Below are 17,698 nucleotides of genomic sequence, written 5' to 3' on the forward strand. Positions count from 1 at the left end.
ATCCGTTGAGCAGTTAGAAGAGTTATTACATAAATTATTAAATGAAGGAGAACTAATCATTAATTGGAATCGTAAAATTAAAAACAAAGGCAATGCCGTTTATTAAATCAAGCTGCGTAGCAGCTTATTACTTTTTGTGCTGATTGTATTTTACAAAACGTTATTAAGATAAGCTAATTTGTATTGAGATTATATTCACTAATTCCCCCAAATTACTCATGTATCCAAACGTTACGATTATTCAACATCCTCTAATTCAACATAAACTCACCTTGATGCGAAGGGAAGAAACCAGTACCGCCAAGTTTCGTCAATTGTTGCGAGAAATTAGTATGTTATTAGCCTATGAAATTACGAGAGATTTACCCCTCCGTAAACAGTTAATTAAAACCCCTTTAGGCCCGATGGAAGCGCCGATTTTAGCCTCCGAGAAAAAAATGGTTATTGTTTCAATTATGCGGGCAGGTCAGGGAATTTTAGATGGTATTTTAGAATTAATTCCTTCGGCACGAGTTGGACATATTGGATTATATCGAGATCCCCGAACCTTTATTCCAATTGAATATTATTTTAGATTACCGGATGATATCGAAGAACGGGAAGTTTTAGTGGTTGATCCGATGATTGCTACTGGAAATACAGCCGTTGCTGCTATCGAAAGATTGAAACAAACAAACCCTTTATCTGTGAAATTTTTGTGCTTAATTGCCTCTCCAGAAGGCATTGATCATTTCCATTCTTATCATCCCGAAGTTCCTTTGTATACGGCTGCAATTGATGAGCATTTAGATGAACACGGCTATATTATTCCGGGTTTAGGAGATGCAGGCGATCGCTTATTTGGAACAAAATAACCCTATAATTTAGGATATTAAAAAAATGACAAATCCCCCAATTCTCAGCAACTATATTAATGGTCAATGGTGTTCTTCTGAAGCCACAGAAACCCTAAATGTGATTAATCCAGCAACCTTAGAAATATTAGCAAAAGTTCCCCTTTCTCCGGCAGCAGAACTTAATCATGCGGCAGAAATCGCCCAAGAATCCTTTGCATCCTGGCGAAGAACCCCTGTTACAGAACGTATCCGCTATTTATTTAAACTCCGAGAATTATTAGAGCAAAATCAACAAGATTTAGCTCAAACGATTACCCTAGAATGTGGAAAAACCTTAGCAGAATCTCTGGGAGAATTACAACGGGCAATTGAAAATGTTGAAGTGGCTTGTGGCGTTCCTAGCTTAATTCAAGGCTACAATTCTGAAGATATTGCTAGGGGAATTGATGAAATCATGATTCGTCAACCTTTAGGCGTTGTAGCAATAATTGCTCCGTTTAATTTTCCGGGGATGATTCCCTTTTGGTTTTTTCCTTATGCGATCGCCTGTGGCAATACTTGTATTATTAAACCCTCGGAAAAAGTACCTTTAACGATGCAAAAAGTGTTTGCTTTAATTGATCAATTAGGATTACCGCCAGGGGTGATAAATTTAGTCAATGGAGCCAAAGAAACCGTCGATGCTATTTTAGATCATCCTCATATTAAAGCCATTAGTTTTGTGGGTTCTACTCCCGTTGCTAAATATGTTTATAGTCGGGCAACTGCTAACGGAAAACGGGCACAATGCCAAGGCGGAGCTAAAAACCCGGTGATTATTTTACCGGATGCTGATTTAGAAATGACCACAAAAATTATCGCCGATAGTGCTTTTGGTTGCGCCGGACAACGGTGTTTAGCTACATCTATTGCCATTACCGTTGGTCAAGCAAAACAGAGTTTTACAGATGCGATCGCCACCGTTGCAGAAACTCGAATTGTTGGCTATGGATTAGATAACAATGTACAAATGGGAACGGTTATTTCTGCCCAAAGTAAAACTCGAATTGAAGGATTAATTGAACAAGGAAAAAACGAAGGAGGGAAAATTTTAATTGATGGTAGAAACCCCAAAATTTCCGGTTATGAACAAGGTTATTTTGTGCGTCCGACTATCCTACAAGATATTAATCCCCAGGGAGAACTTGCCCGCACAGAAATTTTCGGCCCCGTATTAAGTTTAATTCATCTGAATACCATTGAAGAAGCGATCGCTTTTATTAATCAAAGTGAATATGGAAATATGGCTTGTTTATTTACCCGTAGTGGGGCGGCGGCGCGGAAGTTTCGCTATGAAGCTCAAGCGGGAAATATTGGGATTAATATTGGGGTGGCGGCACCGATGGCTTTCTTTCCCTTTAGTGGTTGGAAAGATAGCTTTTTTGGAGATTTACACGGTCAAGGACAACACGCCGTTGAATTTTTTACCCAAACTAAAGTTGTTGTTGAACGATGGTTATCCGACTGGTCACGACAATTTTAACCAGAGCCTATAGATAATATCTCAGGAAAAAAAGTAAAAAATTATACGGTGTAAAAGCATTGATCATGGGTAATTTTCTAAAACATTGAGCAAAAAAAGATACTTACCTAAAGGGATAGAATAAGCTGTTACCCACATAAATTTTATATCTTAGGGAGCGGGGACGGACTGCTACCCAGGGCTAACACCAACGCACTGCAATGATTACACGATTTCGTACTATACACTTTAGGTGCTGAACAGCTTACATCAGTTCTTAACGGTAAGTTTCTCCCAAAAAACACTTGTCAAATTTACTAAACCCTGCTATAATTTTGTTCTTATATTTTTAATCACTGAGTCTCGTTGCTGACTGATTCATTCAGTCTACATTAAGTAGGTAGGCTCTATAAAACGCCACTATGTAAACAATTGTAAACTGCTCTAACCCTCTGTAATGGCTGATCGAGGCTTCTTTACATATTGTTACATGGTATAGCTTAATCCTGCCTACCTACTTACGATCTGATTAATAAACCTACTGCTACCCCATTAAATAATTTCTTTTACTCTGTTTTTTAGTATTACCCTCTTATCCTTTTTTGCAGAAACGCAAAATAAGTTTTTTTGTTGAAATTTTCCCTATCATCTACTGAGAATATGAAGAAATCAAGCCCAGAAATGTTGAGCTTTAAATTTTTCCCTCAAGGATTATCAGATTCATCTTTGCGTCCCTGGATTCCTATTATTTTAATCCTAGTTTTATCAACAGTCTTATGTTTATATCAGATCGGAACAGAAAGCCTTTGGATTGATGAAAACTTTAGTATTATAGATGCCGAAAAATTAGAATTAGGAACTCGCCCCCTTTATTTTTTATTGCTCAGGTTTTGGATGATTTTCGGAACCAGTGATGCTTGGTTAAGATTGCTATCCGTTCCTTTTAGTTTAGGGAGTGTTTTTCTCATCTATTTACTAGGGTTAAAAGTTGCATCTCGTTCTGTTGGTTTAGTGGCTGCTTTTGTAATGGCAGTTTCCCCCCTATTTTTGAACTATGCTCAAGAAATTCGGATGTATTCCTTGAGTACCTTCTTAACCTTATGGGGAACTATAGCCCTGATTGATATCTTAAAAAATACCCCAAAATCTTCTTTTCGGTCTTGGATTCTTGCCAGAGGTTTAGCTATATTAACAACGCCCTTAAATCTCTTACTATTAGTACCAGACTTGATTTTATTGGGCTGGCAATTCCGAGAGCAAAGACATCAATTTCGCAAGTTAGGAAAAGGCTTAATTTTAATCGGTTTATTTTGGTTACCCTTTGCCTATGTTCTTTGGAAAGAAGCCCCTAAATTTATGACAGGCTGGATTACTTATCGCGCTAAACCCGGTCTGGAAGCTCTTCCCTCTAGTCTCGTTGAATTCACTGTTTTCTGGCCATTGACTAATCTAGGTAGATTCAGGGAATTAGACTTAAGTTTGGCAGGTTGGGGATATAACCAAACCCGCCTGTTATTCTACGGTGTTTATGCCCTAATGATGGTATTTTTATTGATCATTAGTTTACTCAAAGTTAAGGATCAAATTCAAGAAAGAACAAGCTACCCTACACTACTCTGGGTTGCAATTTGGGCTGTGTTTCCTTCCCTTCTGATTCTGATCATTTCCTATGTTGGAGGTTCTATTTGGCGAGCCAACTATTTAATGTTTATAGCACCTTATTATCTGATTTTACTAGCGGTTGGGTTTCACCAGTTGTGGCAACACTATCGAGCCATTGCATTCGCAATTGCTCTTGTTTATTTCCTGGCAGTCGGTGGAGGATTAAATCAATACTATACAGTCGTTTACCATGATGATTGGAAAGGAGTTGCTCAACTAATTCAACAACAGGAAAAACCAGGAGATATAATTGGATTTTATGCCGATGAGTGGGAACCCCGTTTAGCTCTTCCTCGCTACTACAAAGGTTCTTCATCCTTCCACGTAATGGCATTAAAGAAAATACCTCGTAACCCCAAAGAAAATCGCAAGTTTATCTCTAAAATGTTAGATGATTTACCGCCCACACAATCTCGTTACTGGATAGTTTATTTTGAATCTAACAGTTTAGTGGCACAAACTTTGAGTCATGCAATTAATAAACGATATAACGTGATTTACTCTCAACAATTTCCTAACTCTGTTAATTTTGATACCTTTGTCTTTTTAGTTCAACCCCGTTAATTCCTAGTAATGGGTGTTGGTCATTAACCCTTAACCAACACCCATTTTTGATCCTTAATGGTGGTGATGATGATGACTATGATCATGATGATGGTGATGATCATGATCATGGCTATGATGATGGTGATCATCGTGACTATGAACATTTGCCAAAGCCGGATTGACCGCTAAAGCCATTTCATTAAACAGCGCTTCAATTTGCGGATTTGCCCAATCTGCGGCCATTTTCAGAAACTCTGGATGGTCGTTGACACATTCCATTTGAACGTAGGTGACTTCAGAATATTTGCGACGTAAAGCCTCAATAATATGTTCAACATCTAACAGCGTTTCATGGTTTTCGGTCGCAAATCCAATGGGCATAAATACAATCGCTTTTGCTCCTAATTCAATTAAATTATTAGCAGCAAGTTGAGCGTTGGGTTGTGTCCATTCAATTAAGGGTGTATCATGGTTTAACCAACCCACCGAAATTAACGGATAACGGTTAATTAAAGTTTCCCGTACCTGTTCATAAAGAGCTTGACTTTCATCAATTCCCGAAGTAAACCCTTTGGCTTTGTGGGGACAGCCATGATTCATTAAAACAATACCAATTTGCGAGGGAAGATAAGCTTGAATTAGCTCTTTTTGAATCTTGTCTTCTACTAACTGTCCTAACAGTTGAATATAGTCAGGTTCATTATAAAAGGAAGGAAGATACCGTTGACCTTTTACCCAATGTTCATCCTCATCTGCCAATTTTTCTAAGGCTTTATTCACCTGTTCAACGGCGATACCACTGGTAAAAATAGAGTCAACAACTAACAAAGGATAAATCAACAGTTTATCAAATCCTTCGGCTTTAATTTCAGTTAAAACCTGTTCAGGAAGAAACGGAGCACAAAAGTTAAAGGCTTTAAACACTTTAATGCGATCGCCCCATTTTTCTTTTAAATGTTGCTCAATTCCAGCCCGTTGTTTCTCGAAAATTGCATTATGGGGAGAAATAAAATTACCATGTTGATGACTCCATTCATGGAGATCAAACATCGCTAAAAGTTTAGCCAGAGGCGGATAAATCCAAGTGGGAACGGGGGCAAATTTAGCGGTTAAAAGATTTAAGGCTTGTTCGTTATAATTAGCAAAGTCCTCATAACTTTCGACTTCACCATAACCCATAAGCAAAACCGCCACTCGATTTTGGCCATCTGTCGGGGTAGATGCTGAAGTAACGGTTTCCAGTTTTTCAGGAGTCGCAACCACGTTTTTGTCCTCACGTTCAAGTGCTACTATCGAGTTTACCTAGGGCGATATTCCCTAAAGTAACTCTCCCTAAAAGTTTAACATCCCCTATGGGGGGATAGGGAAGGGGGTAATGTGGAACAGGCATCTTGCCTGTTAGCCTATTAATACAACAGGCAAGATGCAACAGGCAGGATGCCTGTTCCACGGTATAATTTGCTGATTACTGATCAAAAATGTTATTAATTTGCCCTGGAATTCATGAAATTGAATTAACAGAATGTTTTTTAAATGGAATTATAGAAAATTGGAGAGAGCAACAACAATTAGGAGAATTATTAATTTTTCCAACTCAAGAATATCCTGCTTATTCAAGTTTTGATGTTTATAATTTTATTCAACAAAATAACCCTAAATCTGCTATAATAATGATTAGTTTTAGTGCGGGAGTTGTGGGAGCAATTGGGGCAGCTTTAGCTTGGCAACAGTTGGGAGGGAAGATTAAAGCCTTTATTGCGATTGATGGTTGGGGCGTTCCATTAGTGGCAAATTTCCCCATTTATCGGATAAGTCATGACTATTTTACTGATTGGAGTTCAGCTTTATTAGGAAGCGGAAATGAAAGTTTTTATGCTGAACCTGCCGTTGAACATTTAGAATTATGGCGATCGCCCCAAACCACAAAAGGATGGTGGAACCATGAAACATCAACCGGATTAAAAACAGCAACGCCAACAACAGCAACATTATTTATTCAAAATATTTTAAAATCAAGCTTATTGATTTAACCTTTAAGAAAATGACTGTAGGCACAAATCTAAATAAAACCTTAATTTCTGTGAATGGTGTCGAGCATTACTGCGAGTGGGTAACAACAGGTAATTCTAAACCCGGAACAAAACCCGTAATGGTGTTTATTCATGGTTGGGGCGGTTCAGGACGATATTGGGAAAGTACCGCCGAAGCCTTATCAGATCAATTTGATTGTTTAATATATGATTTACGGGGGTTTGGACGCACGAATTTACCCCTAGCCGTAACCGATACAGGCGTATCAGAACGTTATGAATTAATTGAATATGCTGAAGATTTATGTGCTTTATTAGATCAGTTAAAATTAGATCAAATTTATCTGAATGCTCACTCAATGGGGGGTTCTATTGCTTTATTATTTTTAAATCGATATCCTCAACGAGTCAAACAAGCAATTTTAACCTGTAGCGGTATTTTTGAATATGATGAAAAAACCTTTAACGCCTTCCACAAATTTAGCCGTTATGTCGTCATGTTTCGCCCCAAATGGTTAAGTTTAATTCCAGGGGTTGATAAAATGTTTATGGCTCGATTTCTTCACCGTCCCATTCCTAAACCCTTAAGTCAAGCCTTTTTAGAAGATTTCTTATTAGCTGATTTTGATGCCGCCTATGGAACCGTTTTAACCTCTGTTTGTAAAGAAGCAACAGAATGGCTACCAGAAGAATTTAAAAAATTAACGGTTCCGACATTATTAATAGCGGGAGAACATGACCAAATTATTCCCGCCGAAATGGGACGACAAGCTGCTGCTTTAAACCCTAAAGTTCAGTTAGCGATTCTCAAAGATACCGCCCATTTTCCCATGTTAGAAGATCCCGAAACCTATTTACAAAATGTCCGAGAGTTTTTAAACACGGTTAACGGTTGACGATTTCCTGTCTCCAGATAGTTGCAAACGGACTACGATACAATATGATCAAATACAACCCGTTGTTTTTAGAAATTTCGTTGAGCCGGAAACTATGACATCCTATGCAACCTCCACTGCCAGAGCCGAAATGAGCGAACTCCGGCGACTAAAAGGCTTACTTCCCCCTGAGTTGCAGAGTTGGGTAACGGTGGAGAAAACCGTTGAAGTGAACCCACCGCTCGTCCGTTGCGAAGAAATTGGCAAGGATCAAGTTGAAATTCAAATTGACTTGGTTCGCTGGGAACAGTTGGCAATGGATCAGCGCAATTTGCTATTTTGGCATGAAGTAGCCCGGATTCAAAATGATACGATTCCCAGAGATGGCTGGGAAATGGCAGCCTTAGCCATTGGTTTAGGGGGCGCCGTCGGAGAACTGTGGGTACAAGACGGACTGCTGTTATTATTAGCCTTGGCATTATGTGGCGTTTCCGGCTATCGTCTCTATCAAAAAAATAATGGAGAACGGACATTACAGGAATCCTTAGATGCGGATGAAAAAGCCATTGCTCTAGCAACTCGTTTCGGTTATACCTTACCCAATGCTTATAAAAGTTTAGGAAGTGCGTTAAAAACTTTAGTGGATCAAACTCCGAAAAAACGTCAAAAAGCTCGTTATGAAGCTCGACTGCAAGCCCTCAAACGCAGTGCAACTAAAGCCAAAGCTAGAGTTAAAGGGGGAACAGATTCTTCCTCTAGTTCAGAAAATGTATTTAATTAATTGATTGGGGTTAAATTGGGCTGCAATCATTCTATCTAGGGTGCGTTACACTTATGGTTGACGCACCCTAAAATTTTATAACAAGAAACCGGGTTTCTCAAACAATCTGCATTCAATCACCAAAGAACACGACAGAAACCCGGTTTCTGATATCTAAGCAGAAAATTTTAAATAAAATTATGTCGATCATTATCGCTGAACAGCTAAGTAAAGTTTATCCCGTTGCGATTAAAGAGCCTGGATTTCGAGGAACAATTCGTCATTTCTTCAAACGAACCTATCGGAATGTCCAAGCCGTTCAGGGGGTATCTTTTAAAATAGAATCCGGTGAAGTTGTTGGATTTTTAGGAGCAAATGGGGCCGGAAAAACCACCACATTAAAAATGTTAACTGGGTTAATTTATCCCTCTAGTGGATATGTTGAAGTGGCTCACCATACCCCCTTTAAACGTCAATCTAAATTTTTACAAAAAATTACCCTAGTAATGGGGCAAAAACAACAATTAATTTGGGATTTACCCGCCTTAGATTCTTTAAAAATTAATGCAGCCGTTTATGGGTTGTCTGATGCAGAATATCGCCAACGGGTAGGGGAATTAACAGAGATGTTATCCCTCGAAGGAAAATTAAAACAACCCGTTAGAAAATTGTCTTTAGGAGAACGAATGAAAGCCGAATTAATGGCAGCTTTATTACATCGTCCCGAAGTCTTATTTTTAGATGAACCGACGTTAGGATTAGATGTCAATGCTCAAGTGAATGTGCGGGAGTTTTTAGCGGAATATAATCGCCGTTATCAAGCAACGGTGTTGTTAACCAGTCATTATATGGCAGATATTACGGCATTGTGTAAACGAGTGATTTTAATTCATCAAGGACAACTCATTTATGATGGCAGTTTAGAAGGTTTATTAGAACGATTTGCCCCCTATCGAGAAGTGAAAATAGAATTAGAGCATTGTTCAGGAGATACCTTAGCAAGCTGTCAGCAGAAATTATTAACCTATGGAGAAATAGAATCGATGGAAGGTCAAGTGGTACGATTATTAGTAGAACGGGAGAGTTTAACGGCTACGGTTGCTAAAATATTAGCTGAATTCAATGTCCTCGATTTAACCGTAAGTGATCCCCCCATTGAAGATGTCATTGGTCGAGTTTTTAAGGCTGGAATTGTTAATTAACTAAGATTGTAGTGGCTACGCGATCGCATACCACTATAACGATTAGCAAAGGTTATAATAAAAACCGAGTTTATAAAAGCGATCGCCGGATAAAATTAATGAGCGATCGCTTTTTTTAAAACGTATATCTTGGGGCGGGTTTAGGAAGGTTAGGCGTAGAAATATTAAATTGTGGCAAAACGCACCCCTACAATTAAGGATTAAACTCCTTCAGAGATAATACGCTGAAATTGATCAACTAAATGATTTTGCAGTTCAACAAAATCGGCAATGGATTTTTCTAATTGGGTTTCCCGAACTTGCTTTAAGATCGGATTTTGGATGGCTTCAACCTCTCGCATTTTAATTTCCATTCGAGTAAAAAATTCTTCGGAAATACTATCGAGATTCTTTTCTAACTCCAATTTTTTCTGAAGTAAAAAGGTGGCAGTAGCTTGGCGAATTTCAGCTTTCTCTTGCACTAAATATTGATTGCAATGTTCAGTCAAGGATTGAATTTGGGTTTCCCGGACTTTTTCTAAAGCGCGACGACGAAAGGCAAATTCATCCTTAATTAAAGCTAATTCTCCTTGAATAGCAGCGCGAGTTCCAGCATCAGGAAACAGACGTTGTACAAATCCTTGCCGTTTTTCCATAACATGATCAATGGCAGATTGAGCATGACCAGTAATCCGAACAATCGGGGCTGCTGTATCTTGGAGTTCGTTACCTTTTGCCATTAAACTATTGATTTTCATGGGTTCGAGTGTAGACATAATGGTTCTCCTTAAATAGAATTGTTGTAGAATGGGTTAAGCGATCGCAAAACCCATAACATCATTCATGGTGCTGTTTTTATGCAAACCAATTGTTTAAAACCGATTAACATAGTTTTTTAACTGTTGGGTTGCATTCGCCACATGATGATTAGCTGCATTTTGGGTATTTTGAAGTTGAGTTTCGGCATTTTGCAGTTGAGATAAGGTAGACTTTTGTTGTTTATAAATCCTTTGCTTGAATTGACGAGAAACCTGAAATTGCTGTACTTGTTTTAACAGTTGTTCCTTCGTTTTCTCAATAATCTTAGAGGCAATTTCTTCCATCATTTTATTCATTTCGGAGCTTGTAGATGCCTTTACCATTGATTGTAAATATACATCTAGCTCAAATTTCTTAGTCTGATAAACCCTTTCTTTGATGTTATTAATTTCTTGGTCTGCATTTTCAATTAACTCCTGTTCTCTCTGTTTTAACATAGCATCATAGGGGCTACGTTTAGCGAGTAATTTGGCAAAAATGGGGGCTGTATCTACAACAATGAATAACCAAGAAATGGCATGACTGGCATGGGCGATCGCTCGATTTTTTTTGCCCAAATTCTCCAGAGTATTTAATTGAGTGATAATATCATCGGCTTTTTCTCTAGTATTTTTTACCATTTTAAACTGTTGATCTTTTTGGGCTTGCAGGGTATTGATCCGTTGGCGATTTTCAGCAAGAATTGGGTTGCTTTTTTCTTTTAATTCTTCTAATTCGCTTTCCTGCTTCTGACAAATTGCATTTTTTTCTGCATAAACTGGGCCTTTTCCTTCTTTCCCTGTACCACTAATTCCCTCAGCTTCTTTAATGGCTTGATCGCATAGCTGATCACGCTTGTTTTCCTTCTCTTGAATGCTAGTTTCTAAGGCTTGATTCGCCGCTTGTAACTCTCGAATTTCTGGCATCCCTTCATTCAGTTGATTTTGAACTTGTAGGGCAATCAAGGCATTTTCTTGAGCTAGTTCAGCTAAAATTGGCTTTTCAAAGATTTTTAAGTGTAAGGGTATAGCGATCACAACTGCAATCAGGACGGCGACCAAAAGCCGACTAACAACTATTGCTATTTGTTCAAACGTGATAATCTTTTCTTTATGAAACGATAAAATCATGGAGCGATCTAAATTAAAGATAATCAATCCCCAAAATAACCCCAGCAACAAAGCCATAGAAAGACTTTTAAAAATAACATAAAAGGCGTATCCTCCTGATAAAATCGCGCAGGCTGTTGTTAAGAGAATAGAAGCTCCAATGGCTGTGAATTTGTGGCGATCGCTGGCATAGGATTGTTCTAACAAGTCGATATCAGCTCCAGCACACCACCATAATTTTTTCTCGTAATTCTTCATTATTTTTCTCCTTGTTTTAGGTAATATCTCGTTTTTAGGCTTTGCTAGAAACTTGCCTAAAAACGAGGTTAATAACGGGTCACTATTTAATATTTTCGACAAATTTAATCTGAGGAGTCTCTATTGATTTACTTTGAGATGGTGAGGTTTTAGGGGATTGATTACCTCCTACAATTATTGTCACTATTAAGGCAACGGACATTAACACAATAAAAGTCCACACTGGATCATCCTCATTGTTTTTCCGAAGATTTCTATGCTTACCGCAGGTTAAACAGTCATAGATATGAGGGGAGCGATTGATCCATTTGCATTTGCGACCATTACATTCTTGCATTATTAATAACCTCAATGCTATTAGCCTTTACAAAAGCCTGTAAAAGAGAGGGCTAAAGCCCTCACTACAATTAGAGAGAAATCAACAACATCACACTTCCAAACAAACTTCCGATCTCCACCGCCATTGTTTCTTCCCCACAAACTCGACCCCAATGGGTTACTCGCTCAATCAAATAATCCAAATTTTCAGCTAGAGTAGAAGCATCAGTAAATGAGCGAATGATCAAGATATCATCAGCAATCAAACGCTTATGTTTCGAGGAAAAACATACCCCCATCTGCCCATTGTGCATCGTCCCACCTTTGAGTCTTTCCGCAAACTCGACTAACAAAGATTTAGCCTGACAGAAATTTTTATCGGGAAAATAAGCAATAATAAAACATTGTAGAGGTTGGATTTGACCAGGGTAATTATTGATAATGCTTTGGATCTCTAGGGGAAGATCCAACTCATGGCTAAAGCTAGACAAGCCTTGAAAACTTGCGTTTTTCATAGTTTAATGATCCTTAAAGATATATTACGATTGATGCCCTGCCACTGGTGGGGCTTTTCTTCTACTGACCCCATCAGTAAGCGGATAGTTACAGTATGCGTCAATAGAACAATAACGTCAAGCAAATACGCAATAAAAAATCGAAATAGAACAATAGGATCTGATTTTTGCTAAAGGAAGTATCATAGATCCTATGGACTACAGAACCCTAAGCACGAAACTCCGAGATCTTGAAAAGACTGCACCCGTCAAAGCTGAGGTGCTGAAAGCAGTGTTGCAAGGTCAATCCTTTAAAGCGATCGCGGATACCCGAAACACAGCAGAAGGAACAATCAGAAAGCAAGTGGCTGACCTGTATGCGTTGTTGGAGATGAAAACTAAAGGAAAACAACGACGGTCTGAATTAGTCGAGTTGTTCTCCCAGTATGAAACCGAACTCAAACAGGATGGCTTGACTGACTACATTCCCTTATCCGCCATTCCACCAGGGAGCTATCCCGAACCAGGTTGCTTACCAGTGGACTCCCCCTACTTTCAAGAACGAGAAACCGATAAAATCCTCAAACAAGCATTTCAAATTTATCAACCCTCCCAACCGTTACTCCTGATTCGAGTCAAAGGATGTAAAGGGTTTGGGAAATCCAGCGCCTTAACCCATCTGCGACACTTTTTAGAACAGGAACAACAGCATTTAGTGGGTCTGGTCAATTTAGAAAATTTTCCCCCTGATACCTTAGATAATTTGAACGATCTGGTTTATCAATTCACCTATGCAGTTACTCAAGAATTCAAAACAGGTTTAAAAGATCATGAACCACGAGATTTAAAATCCTCTTGGAACGATGATATTGCACCCGGTCTAAACTGTACAAGTTATTTACAAGATTATGTGTTTTCCAAAATCCATCAACCGAAAACCTTATTAATCGACGGAATGGATGCGGTTTTAGAATCTCAATCAACTAGCTTTCCCTTCAGCCAGCTATTGCGATCTTGGTATGAAGAAAAGATGAAAAAAGTGACGACTTCCCCTGTCATTTGGCCCCATTTAGTGATTGCCTATTCTACGGAACCCTATGCTAAATATGACCAAATTGCAGGTTCTCCCCTACAAAATGTCGGACGAGATTTAGAGTTACCCGAATTGACAAAAGCTCAGGTTTTACGCCAAGCGCAAATGTATGGACTCAAAGGAAAATTAGAGGCTCAAGTCGAAGTTCTAATGGAGTGGGTGGGAGGACATCCTGAGTTAGTCAATCGGAGTCTGTATGAATTGGTCAAAAATTCTCAACTTACCCCTAATCAACTCTTTAACAATGCTATTCAATTAAATGGTGTATTTGATGACTATTTATTAACTAACCTCCAACGCTTACAAGCTAATCCCAAACTTTTGGACTGCTTTAAAAAAATTATCACGGATCAAGATTGTGATGATGATATTGATCGATTTCAATTAGTAAAAATAGGCTTAATACAATCCTCATCGACAACTTCCGTACCTTATCGTTTATATCGAGAGTATTTCAAAAAATATTTAGGAATCCAAAATGACTAATTCTATCTCACCCCATTATTATCAAGATGTCGGAGGAGCTTTACAGATAGATTCCCTGACCTATGTGGAACGTCAAGCGGATCAGGAACTCTATGAATCTTTGAAATATCACAATTATCCTTGTTATGTTTTAGCTCCCCGTCAGTTTGGAAAAAGTAGCCTGATGGTGAAAACAGCCCATCGCTTAACCCAGGAAGAATTTTTATGTATTCAGATTAATTTACAAGGGTTTGGGGAAGCGTTATCGGAAGCCTCTTTATATTTAAGTTTGCTACACGCCATTTGTGACAAAATTAACGAATGGGCAAAACCATCTGAAATCAATTGGACTGAGAAATTAAGAGAGTTTTGGTATAATTCTCCCGAACTTCCTCCCACCTTTCGCTTTAAAAGTTTTATGAAAGAAGTGTTGCAAAGTTTAGAGGTTCCTAAAATTATTATCTTTTTAGATGAAATTCAAACCCTAATTTATTGGAAACTGCAAAATAGTTTTTTAGGATTAATTAAATCTTTATTAACAGAGGAAGGTTTAAATACTTTAACTTTTGTTTTATTGGGTGTGGCTAAACCAGAGGATTTATTATCGGATGCAGCGTTTGCCTTTAATCAAGCTAAAGCTATTGAATTAACTTATTTATCAGGAGATTGTCAACCCTTAGTCAAGGGATTAGAAGGTATCTACGATAATCCCCAATCCCTCCTAAAAGCCATTCTATCCTGGACAGGGGGCCAACCCTTTTTAACTCAAGTTTTGTGTAATTTAGTCATGAGACATAGAGAATCTATTAATGCCTCTATACAAATTGATCAAGATATTGGTGATCTTGTTAAGCGGGAGATAATCGAAGATTGGCGAAGAAATGATAAATCTTCTCATTTTCGGAGTATTGAAGATTGGTTTATCCTGGGATATACTCAGTATTCAGAGAAAATAGCAGCCTTAAATTTGTATCGCCAACTTTTAAATAATACTCAAATTCCATTTAGAGGACATCAATCCGAACAAATCAACTTAATTCTATCCGGTTTAGTGATTCAATCTAATAATCACTTACAAGTTGCTAACCAAATTTATCGAGAAATATTCAATCTGAACTGGATTGACAAAACACAAACTTTTCTAGTTAATAGCCAAGGAGAATTTATGGCAAGCACAAAAATTTTGAATCGAGAAGTCTATATCCTCGTTGACCAAAGTGCCACAATGGATCGTAAGGATAGAGGCAAAAGTAAAACTCGCTGGGACAGTTTAGCGGAACTGTTAGAAGGAGATATTAAAAAGTTATTACGGGAAACGAATGGTCGAAAAATTTGCGAAAAAGTTCATCTCTATTTATTTAGTCGAGATCGGGTAGGTCGCCGTTTTGAAATTCCGCCTGCGGATTTGTACTCAAATATTTTTGAGGAAAATTTTCCTGACTCTAATACCTATATTGCGCCAACCTTAAAACACTGTTTAGATCATTGGATGAATGGAGCTAGAAACCAAGGTAAAAATGCTTTTATTATTATTTATACCGATGGTATGCTCGATGATCAGCTAGAGTTTGAAAAGCTGATTAAAGAAACCTGTGGAAAGTTAAATAATGAAGAAGAATTAAAAATTGTCATGATTGGAATTGGGGATGATGTGGAAGCTGATCCCACCCCATTTTTAAATTTGGATTTTAACCTTAATCATAATAAATATAATATTTTTGGGTTTGATCTAGCTAAAGAAATTGAGGATATTAGTGATCTTCTAAGCCGACAACTAGAAAGTGATCCTAATGATCCAGAAACACAAGTTCCTAAGTGGGTGAAAGACAAACATCGTGACTGGTATCAAAAGTTTTTAGATTATTCAAAATCAAAAAAACAGTAAGAATGTTAACTCAACCCCTTTTAATCCATTAAACAAGGGTTAGGGGTTGATTGAAATAACAATATTAGGCTTTGTTGAGATCAACAACGAGCAACTGTACCCCACAGCGAATTGCAGTTTCCGCCAACCGGGTATCAAGTGTTGCAATCGGCAATTTCAACCGTAATGCTAACTCTAAATAAGCTGCATCATAGGCTGCTAAACCTTCTTGTCTTCCCAGTACCAAAGTTGACGAGAGTGCATGAGTATTCGTAGCTTCGTCAATATGAATTAATAGTGATTGTAATAAAGCAATAGCTAACTCTGATTGCTCAGGTGTAATCCGGTTACGTCGTTCAGCAACCAGTAAAGTATTAGCAATTTCTAGTGACCAAATACTCGGTACATAAACTTCACAATCGGGCATTATTGTCAGTATAGTATTAGCATAATCATTATTTTCATCCACTAAACACCAACTAATTGCTACTGAACAATCTAATATAAACCGCATTAAAACCTACGTCCTTCTTCAATCATTTCTCGAATTGAATTTTTATCCAATCCTACTTTTTTTCGTAATTGTTGGATTTGAGTAACGGCTTCAGTCATTGATTCTTTAGTTGTTAGTTTTCCCCAAGCGTTATACTGGGGTTGAGTTTCCTCAGATGGTAATGGCTGTAAAACGACTACGACTTCAACAGAAGTATTTTTCAGATCGGTAGGCATTTGGATTTGCAATATACCATTGATTCCAATATGCGATCGCAATTTCATAGTTTCCATATTAGAGTCTCCTTCAGATTGAGAGACGGACATTAACCAAGTTACAGGATTTGAGATGGCAACATTAAGATTATTAATATAACAGGTTGCTCTCTTTAGCAAGGGATGATCAAAAGCACGATTAAAGCAACAAACATCTAAATCGAGTTTATCGTTTTGACTCCTATCCCTGATAGAATAGTAAAGATTTGTGTAAGACTCCTCCAATTTTAGGGGTGTGGAATTGGAATGAGAGGGAATTGGGCAGAAATTAAGGTTTAGTCTGGAAAAATAGACTTGACAATTCTGTCTATTTGTGATATAACACTTCGATTTATTTTATTAGTCAAAAATTAATAGAAACCAATGGTTCAACGGCGATCGCAAACGTTTTTCCAACAGATTCTCCTGGGGACTCTTGCCAGTACAATTTTACAATTATCGATTCCCCTAACCTCCCTCAGCCAAGCCAACGCAACGTTAGGGGTGATTCGGGATACCGAACAACTCGCCGAATGGAATACCATTGAACAACGGTTAAAAGCCAGTCGAATTCCCTATCAAACCGTTGATTTAAACAATATTAAAAGCGTTACCGATCTGCAAGGAATTCGGGTTTTATTCCTACCCAATACAACAGTAATTAAAACCGAACAAGCCAAAATTCTGCAAGAGTGGGCCAAACAAGGGGGACAGGTGATTGCCAGTGGCCCTGTAGGAGAACGGTCTACCCCCTTAGTCCGTCAACTGTTGCGCTCAATTTTAGGTTCCTATTGGGCTTTTCCCCTCACCGTCCCCGCTAAACCCCAAGTCGCTAAAAATCGCTGTCGCAGTCGAGATACCCTTTGCCCCTCCCTCACCACTTGGGGGCCAATGCAGCAAAACCCAAACCCCGTTGAAGGGGGGGTTCTAATTCCCACCACCTTAGAAAGTTATACCGCAGGGATTTGGGAAGCCAGTGGTAGTTCTCCGGCTGTCATTACCACCCAAAAAGCCACTTATTTAGGCTGGCGTTGGGGAAATCAATCCTCGGCGGATATGGATATTGCTTGGTTACAAGCCGCCGTTAGTCGTCATGGTTTAGGGACAACAGCCACAACTCCCGTCGCTAGTTCCCCCATCCCAACCCCAGCAGTTGTCACC

At 38.5% G+C, this 17,698-nt stretch carries 15 protein-coding genes and 1 pseudogene; 10 read left to right on the forward strand and 6 right to left on the reverse strand.

Features of this window, described 5'->3' with window-relative positions; translation table 11 throughout:
* Positions 1-218: 218 nt before the first annotated feature.
* From upp to IQ236_RS25170, 3 genes are all read left to right on the forward strand, one after another.
* Positions 219-854 carry a uracil phosphoribosyltransferase gene (upp, locus tag IQ236_RS25160; protein WP_193871818.1) on the forward strand — a complete coding sequence of 212 codons (636 nt, stop codon included), beginning with the start codon at positions 219-221 and terminating at the stop codon, positions 852-854.
* A gap of 25 nt (positions 855-879) precedes the next feature.
* Positions 880-2,358: a CoA-acylating methylmalonate-semialdehyde dehydrogenase gene (locus IQ236_RS25165; RefSeq protein ID WP_193871819.1), complete on the forward strand. Its 1,479-nt coding sequence runs from the start codon at positions 880-882 to the stop codon at positions 2,356-2,358.
* 639 nt (positions 2,359-2,997) lie between these two features.
* The gene (locus IQ236_RS25170; RefSeq protein ID WP_193871820.1) at positions 2,998-4,563 is read left to right on the forward strand and encodes a glycosyltransferase family 39 protein; all 1,566 of its coding nucleotides are present in this window, start codon (positions 2,998-3,000) and stop codon (positions 4,561-4,563) included.
* A gap of 54 nt (positions 4,564-4,617) precedes the next feature.
* On the opposite strand, the gene IQ236_RS25175 is transcribed toward IQ236_RS25170, so the two are convergent.
* Positions 4,618-5,808, reverse strand: coding sequence for a ferrochelatase (locus IQ236_RS25175; protein ID WP_193871821.1), 1,191 nt, complete (start codon positions 5,806-5,808; stop codon positions 4,618-4,620).
* Between the two features lie 215 nt (positions 5,809-6,023).
* Here IQ236_RS25175 and IQ236_RS25180 point away from each other — a divergent pair, with 215 nt between their 5' ends.
* From IQ236_RS25180 to IQ236_RS25195, 4 genes are all read left to right on the forward strand, one after another.
* On the forward strand, positions 6,024-6,575 hold the full coding sequence (locus tag IQ236_RS25180; protein ID WP_193871822.1) for a hypothetical protein: 552 nt from the start codon (positions 6,024-6,026) through the stop codon (positions 6,573-6,575).
* An 11-nt stretch (positions 6,576-6,586) separates the two neighbouring features.
* On the forward strand, positions 6,587-7,471 hold the full coding sequence (locus tag IQ236_RS25185) for an alpha/beta fold hydrolase (RefSeq protein WP_193871823.1): 885 nt from the start codon (positions 6,587-6,589) through the stop codon (positions 7,469-7,471).
* Between the two features lie 94 nt (positions 7,472-7,565).
* Complete coding sequence (locus IQ236_RS25190) at positions 7,566-8,231, forward strand: DUF3318 domain-containing protein (RefSeq protein WP_193871824.1); 666 nt, start codon at positions 7,566-7,568, stop codon at positions 8,229-8,231.
* A gap of 179 nt (positions 8,232-8,410) precedes the next feature.
* On the forward strand, positions 8,411-9,412 hold the full coding sequence (locus IQ236_RS25195; protein ID WP_193871825.1) for an ABC transporter ATP-binding protein: 1,002 nt from the start codon (positions 8,411-8,413) through the stop codon (positions 9,410-9,412).
* Positions 9,413-9,612: 200 nt separating this feature from the next.
* Here IQ236_RS25195 and IQ236_RS25200 read toward each other — a convergent pair whose 3' ends face one another.
* From IQ236_RS25200 to IQ236_RS25210, 3 genes are all read right to left on the reverse strand, one after another.
* A complete protein-coding gene (locus IQ236_RS25200; RefSeq protein ID WP_193871826.1) occupies positions 9,613-10,167 on the reverse strand; it encodes a hypothetical protein in 555 nt (184 codons plus the stop codon).
* A gap of 96 nt (positions 10,168-10,263) precedes the next feature.
* Positions 10,264-11,556: a DUF4407 domain-containing protein gene (locus IQ236_RS25205; RefSeq protein WP_193871827.1), complete on the reverse strand. Its 1,293-nt coding sequence runs from the start codon at positions 11,554-11,556 to the stop codon at positions 10,264-10,266.
* A gap of 407 nt (positions 11,557-11,963) precedes the next feature.
* Complete coding sequence (locus tag IQ236_RS25210) at positions 11,964-12,389, reverse strand: hypothetical protein (RefSeq protein ID WP_193871828.1); 426 nt, start codon at positions 12,387-12,389, stop codon at positions 11,964-11,966.
* Between the two features lie 193 nt (positions 12,390-12,582).
* On the opposite strand from IQ236_RS25210, the gene IQ236_RS25215 reads away from it, so the two are divergent.
* Both IQ236_RS25215 and IQ236_RS25220 read left to right on the forward strand, forming a co-directional pair.
* Positions 12,583-13,947, forward strand: coding sequence for an AAA-like domain-containing protein (locus IQ236_RS25215; protein WP_193871829.1), 1,365 nt, complete (start codon positions 12,583-12,585; stop codon positions 13,945-13,947).
* Positions 13,940-15,811, forward strand: coding sequence for an AAA-like domain-containing protein (locus IQ236_RS25220; RefSeq protein WP_193871830.1), 1,872 nt, complete (start codon positions 13,940-13,942; stop codon positions 15,809-15,811). The genes IQ236_RS25215 and IQ236_RS25220 overlap by 8 nt, the downstream gene beginning before the upstream one ends.
* 64 nt (positions 15,812-15,875) lie before the next feature.
* On the opposite strand, the gene IQ236_RS25225 is transcribed toward IQ236_RS25220, so the two are convergent.
* Both IQ236_RS25225 and IQ236_RS25230 read right to left on the reverse strand, forming a co-directional pair.
* Positions 15,876-16,304 (reverse strand): type II toxin-antitoxin system VapC family toxin, encoded by a 429-nt coding sequence (locus IQ236_RS25225; protein ID WP_193871831.1) that lies wholly within the window; start codon positions 16,302-16,304, stop codon positions 15,876-15,878.
* Positions 16,304-16,576, reverse strand: a complete 273-nt coding sequence (locus tag IQ236_RS25230) for a hypothetical protein (protein ID WP_190516146.1) — start codon at positions 16,574-16,576, stop codon at positions 16,304-16,306. The genes IQ236_RS25225 and IQ236_RS25230 overlap by 1 nt, the downstream gene beginning before the upstream one ends.
* A gap of 345 nt (positions 16,577-16,921) precedes the next feature.
* On the opposite strand from IQ236_RS25230, the pseudogene IQ236_RS25235 reads away from it, so the two are divergent.
* Positions 16,922-17,698, forward strand: a pseudogene (locus IQ236_RS25235) (hypothetical protein); the annotation flags it as partial.

It is taken from the genome of Planktothrix mougeotii LEGE 06226, assembly GCF_015207485.1.
Taxonomy (GTDB): Bacteria; Cyanobacteriota; Cyanobacteriia; order Cyanobacteriales; family Microcoleaceae; genus Planktothrix.

Coding starts and splice junctions, on each gene's coding strand:
- IQ236_RS25220 (WP_193871830.1), top strand. CDS start 13,940: ATGACTAATTCTATCTCACCCCATTATTATCAAGATGTCGGAGGAGCT.
- IQ236_RS25170 (WP_193871820.1), top strand. CDS start 2,998: ATGAAGAAATCAAGCCCAGAAATGTTGAGCTTTAAATTTTTCCCTCAA.
- IQ236_RS25210 (WP_193871828.1), bottom strand. CDS start 12,389: ATGAAAAACGCAAGTTTTCAAGGCTTGTCTAGCTTTAGCCATGAGTTG.
- IQ236_RS25200 (WP_193871826.1), bottom strand. CDS start 10,167: ATGTCTACACTCGAACCCATGAAAATCAATAGTTTAATGGCAAAAGGT.
- IQ236_RS25180 (WP_193871822.1), top strand. CDS start 6,024: ATGTTATTAATTTGCCCTGGAATTCATGAAATTGAATTAACAGAATGT.
- IQ236_RS25230 (WP_190516146.1), bottom strand. CDS start 16,576: ATGGAAACTATGAAATTGCGATCGCATATTGGAATCAATGGTATATTG.
- IQ236_RS25190 (WP_193871824.1), top strand. CDS start 7,566: ATGACATCCTATGCAACCTCCACTGCCAGAGCCGAAATGAGCGAACTC.
- IQ236_RS25185 (WP_193871823.1), top strand. CDS start 6,587: ATGACTGTAGGCACAAATCTAAATAAAACCTTAATTTCTGTGAATGGT.
- IQ236_RS25205 (WP_193871827.1), bottom strand. CDS start 11,556: ATGAAGAATTACGAGAAAAAATTATGGTGGTGTGCTGGAGCTGATATC.
- IQ236_RS25225 (WP_193871831.1), bottom strand. CDS start 16,304: ATGCGGTTTATATTAGATTGTTCAGTAGCAATTAGTTGGTGTTTAGTG.
- IQ236_RS25195 (WP_193871825.1), top strand. CDS start 8,411: ATGTCGATCATTATCGCTGAACAGCTAAGTAAAGTTTATCCCGTTGCG.
- IQ236_RS25165 (WP_193871819.1), top strand. CDS start 880: ATGACAAATCCCCCAATTCTCAGCAACTATATTAATGGTCAATGGTGT.
- upp (WP_193871818.1), top strand. CDS start 219: ATGTATCCAAACGTTACGATTATTCAACATCCTCTAATTCAACATAAA.
- IQ236_RS25215 (WP_193871829.1), top strand. CDS start 12,583: ATGGACTACAGAACCCTAAGCACGAAACTCCGAGATCTTGAAAAGACT.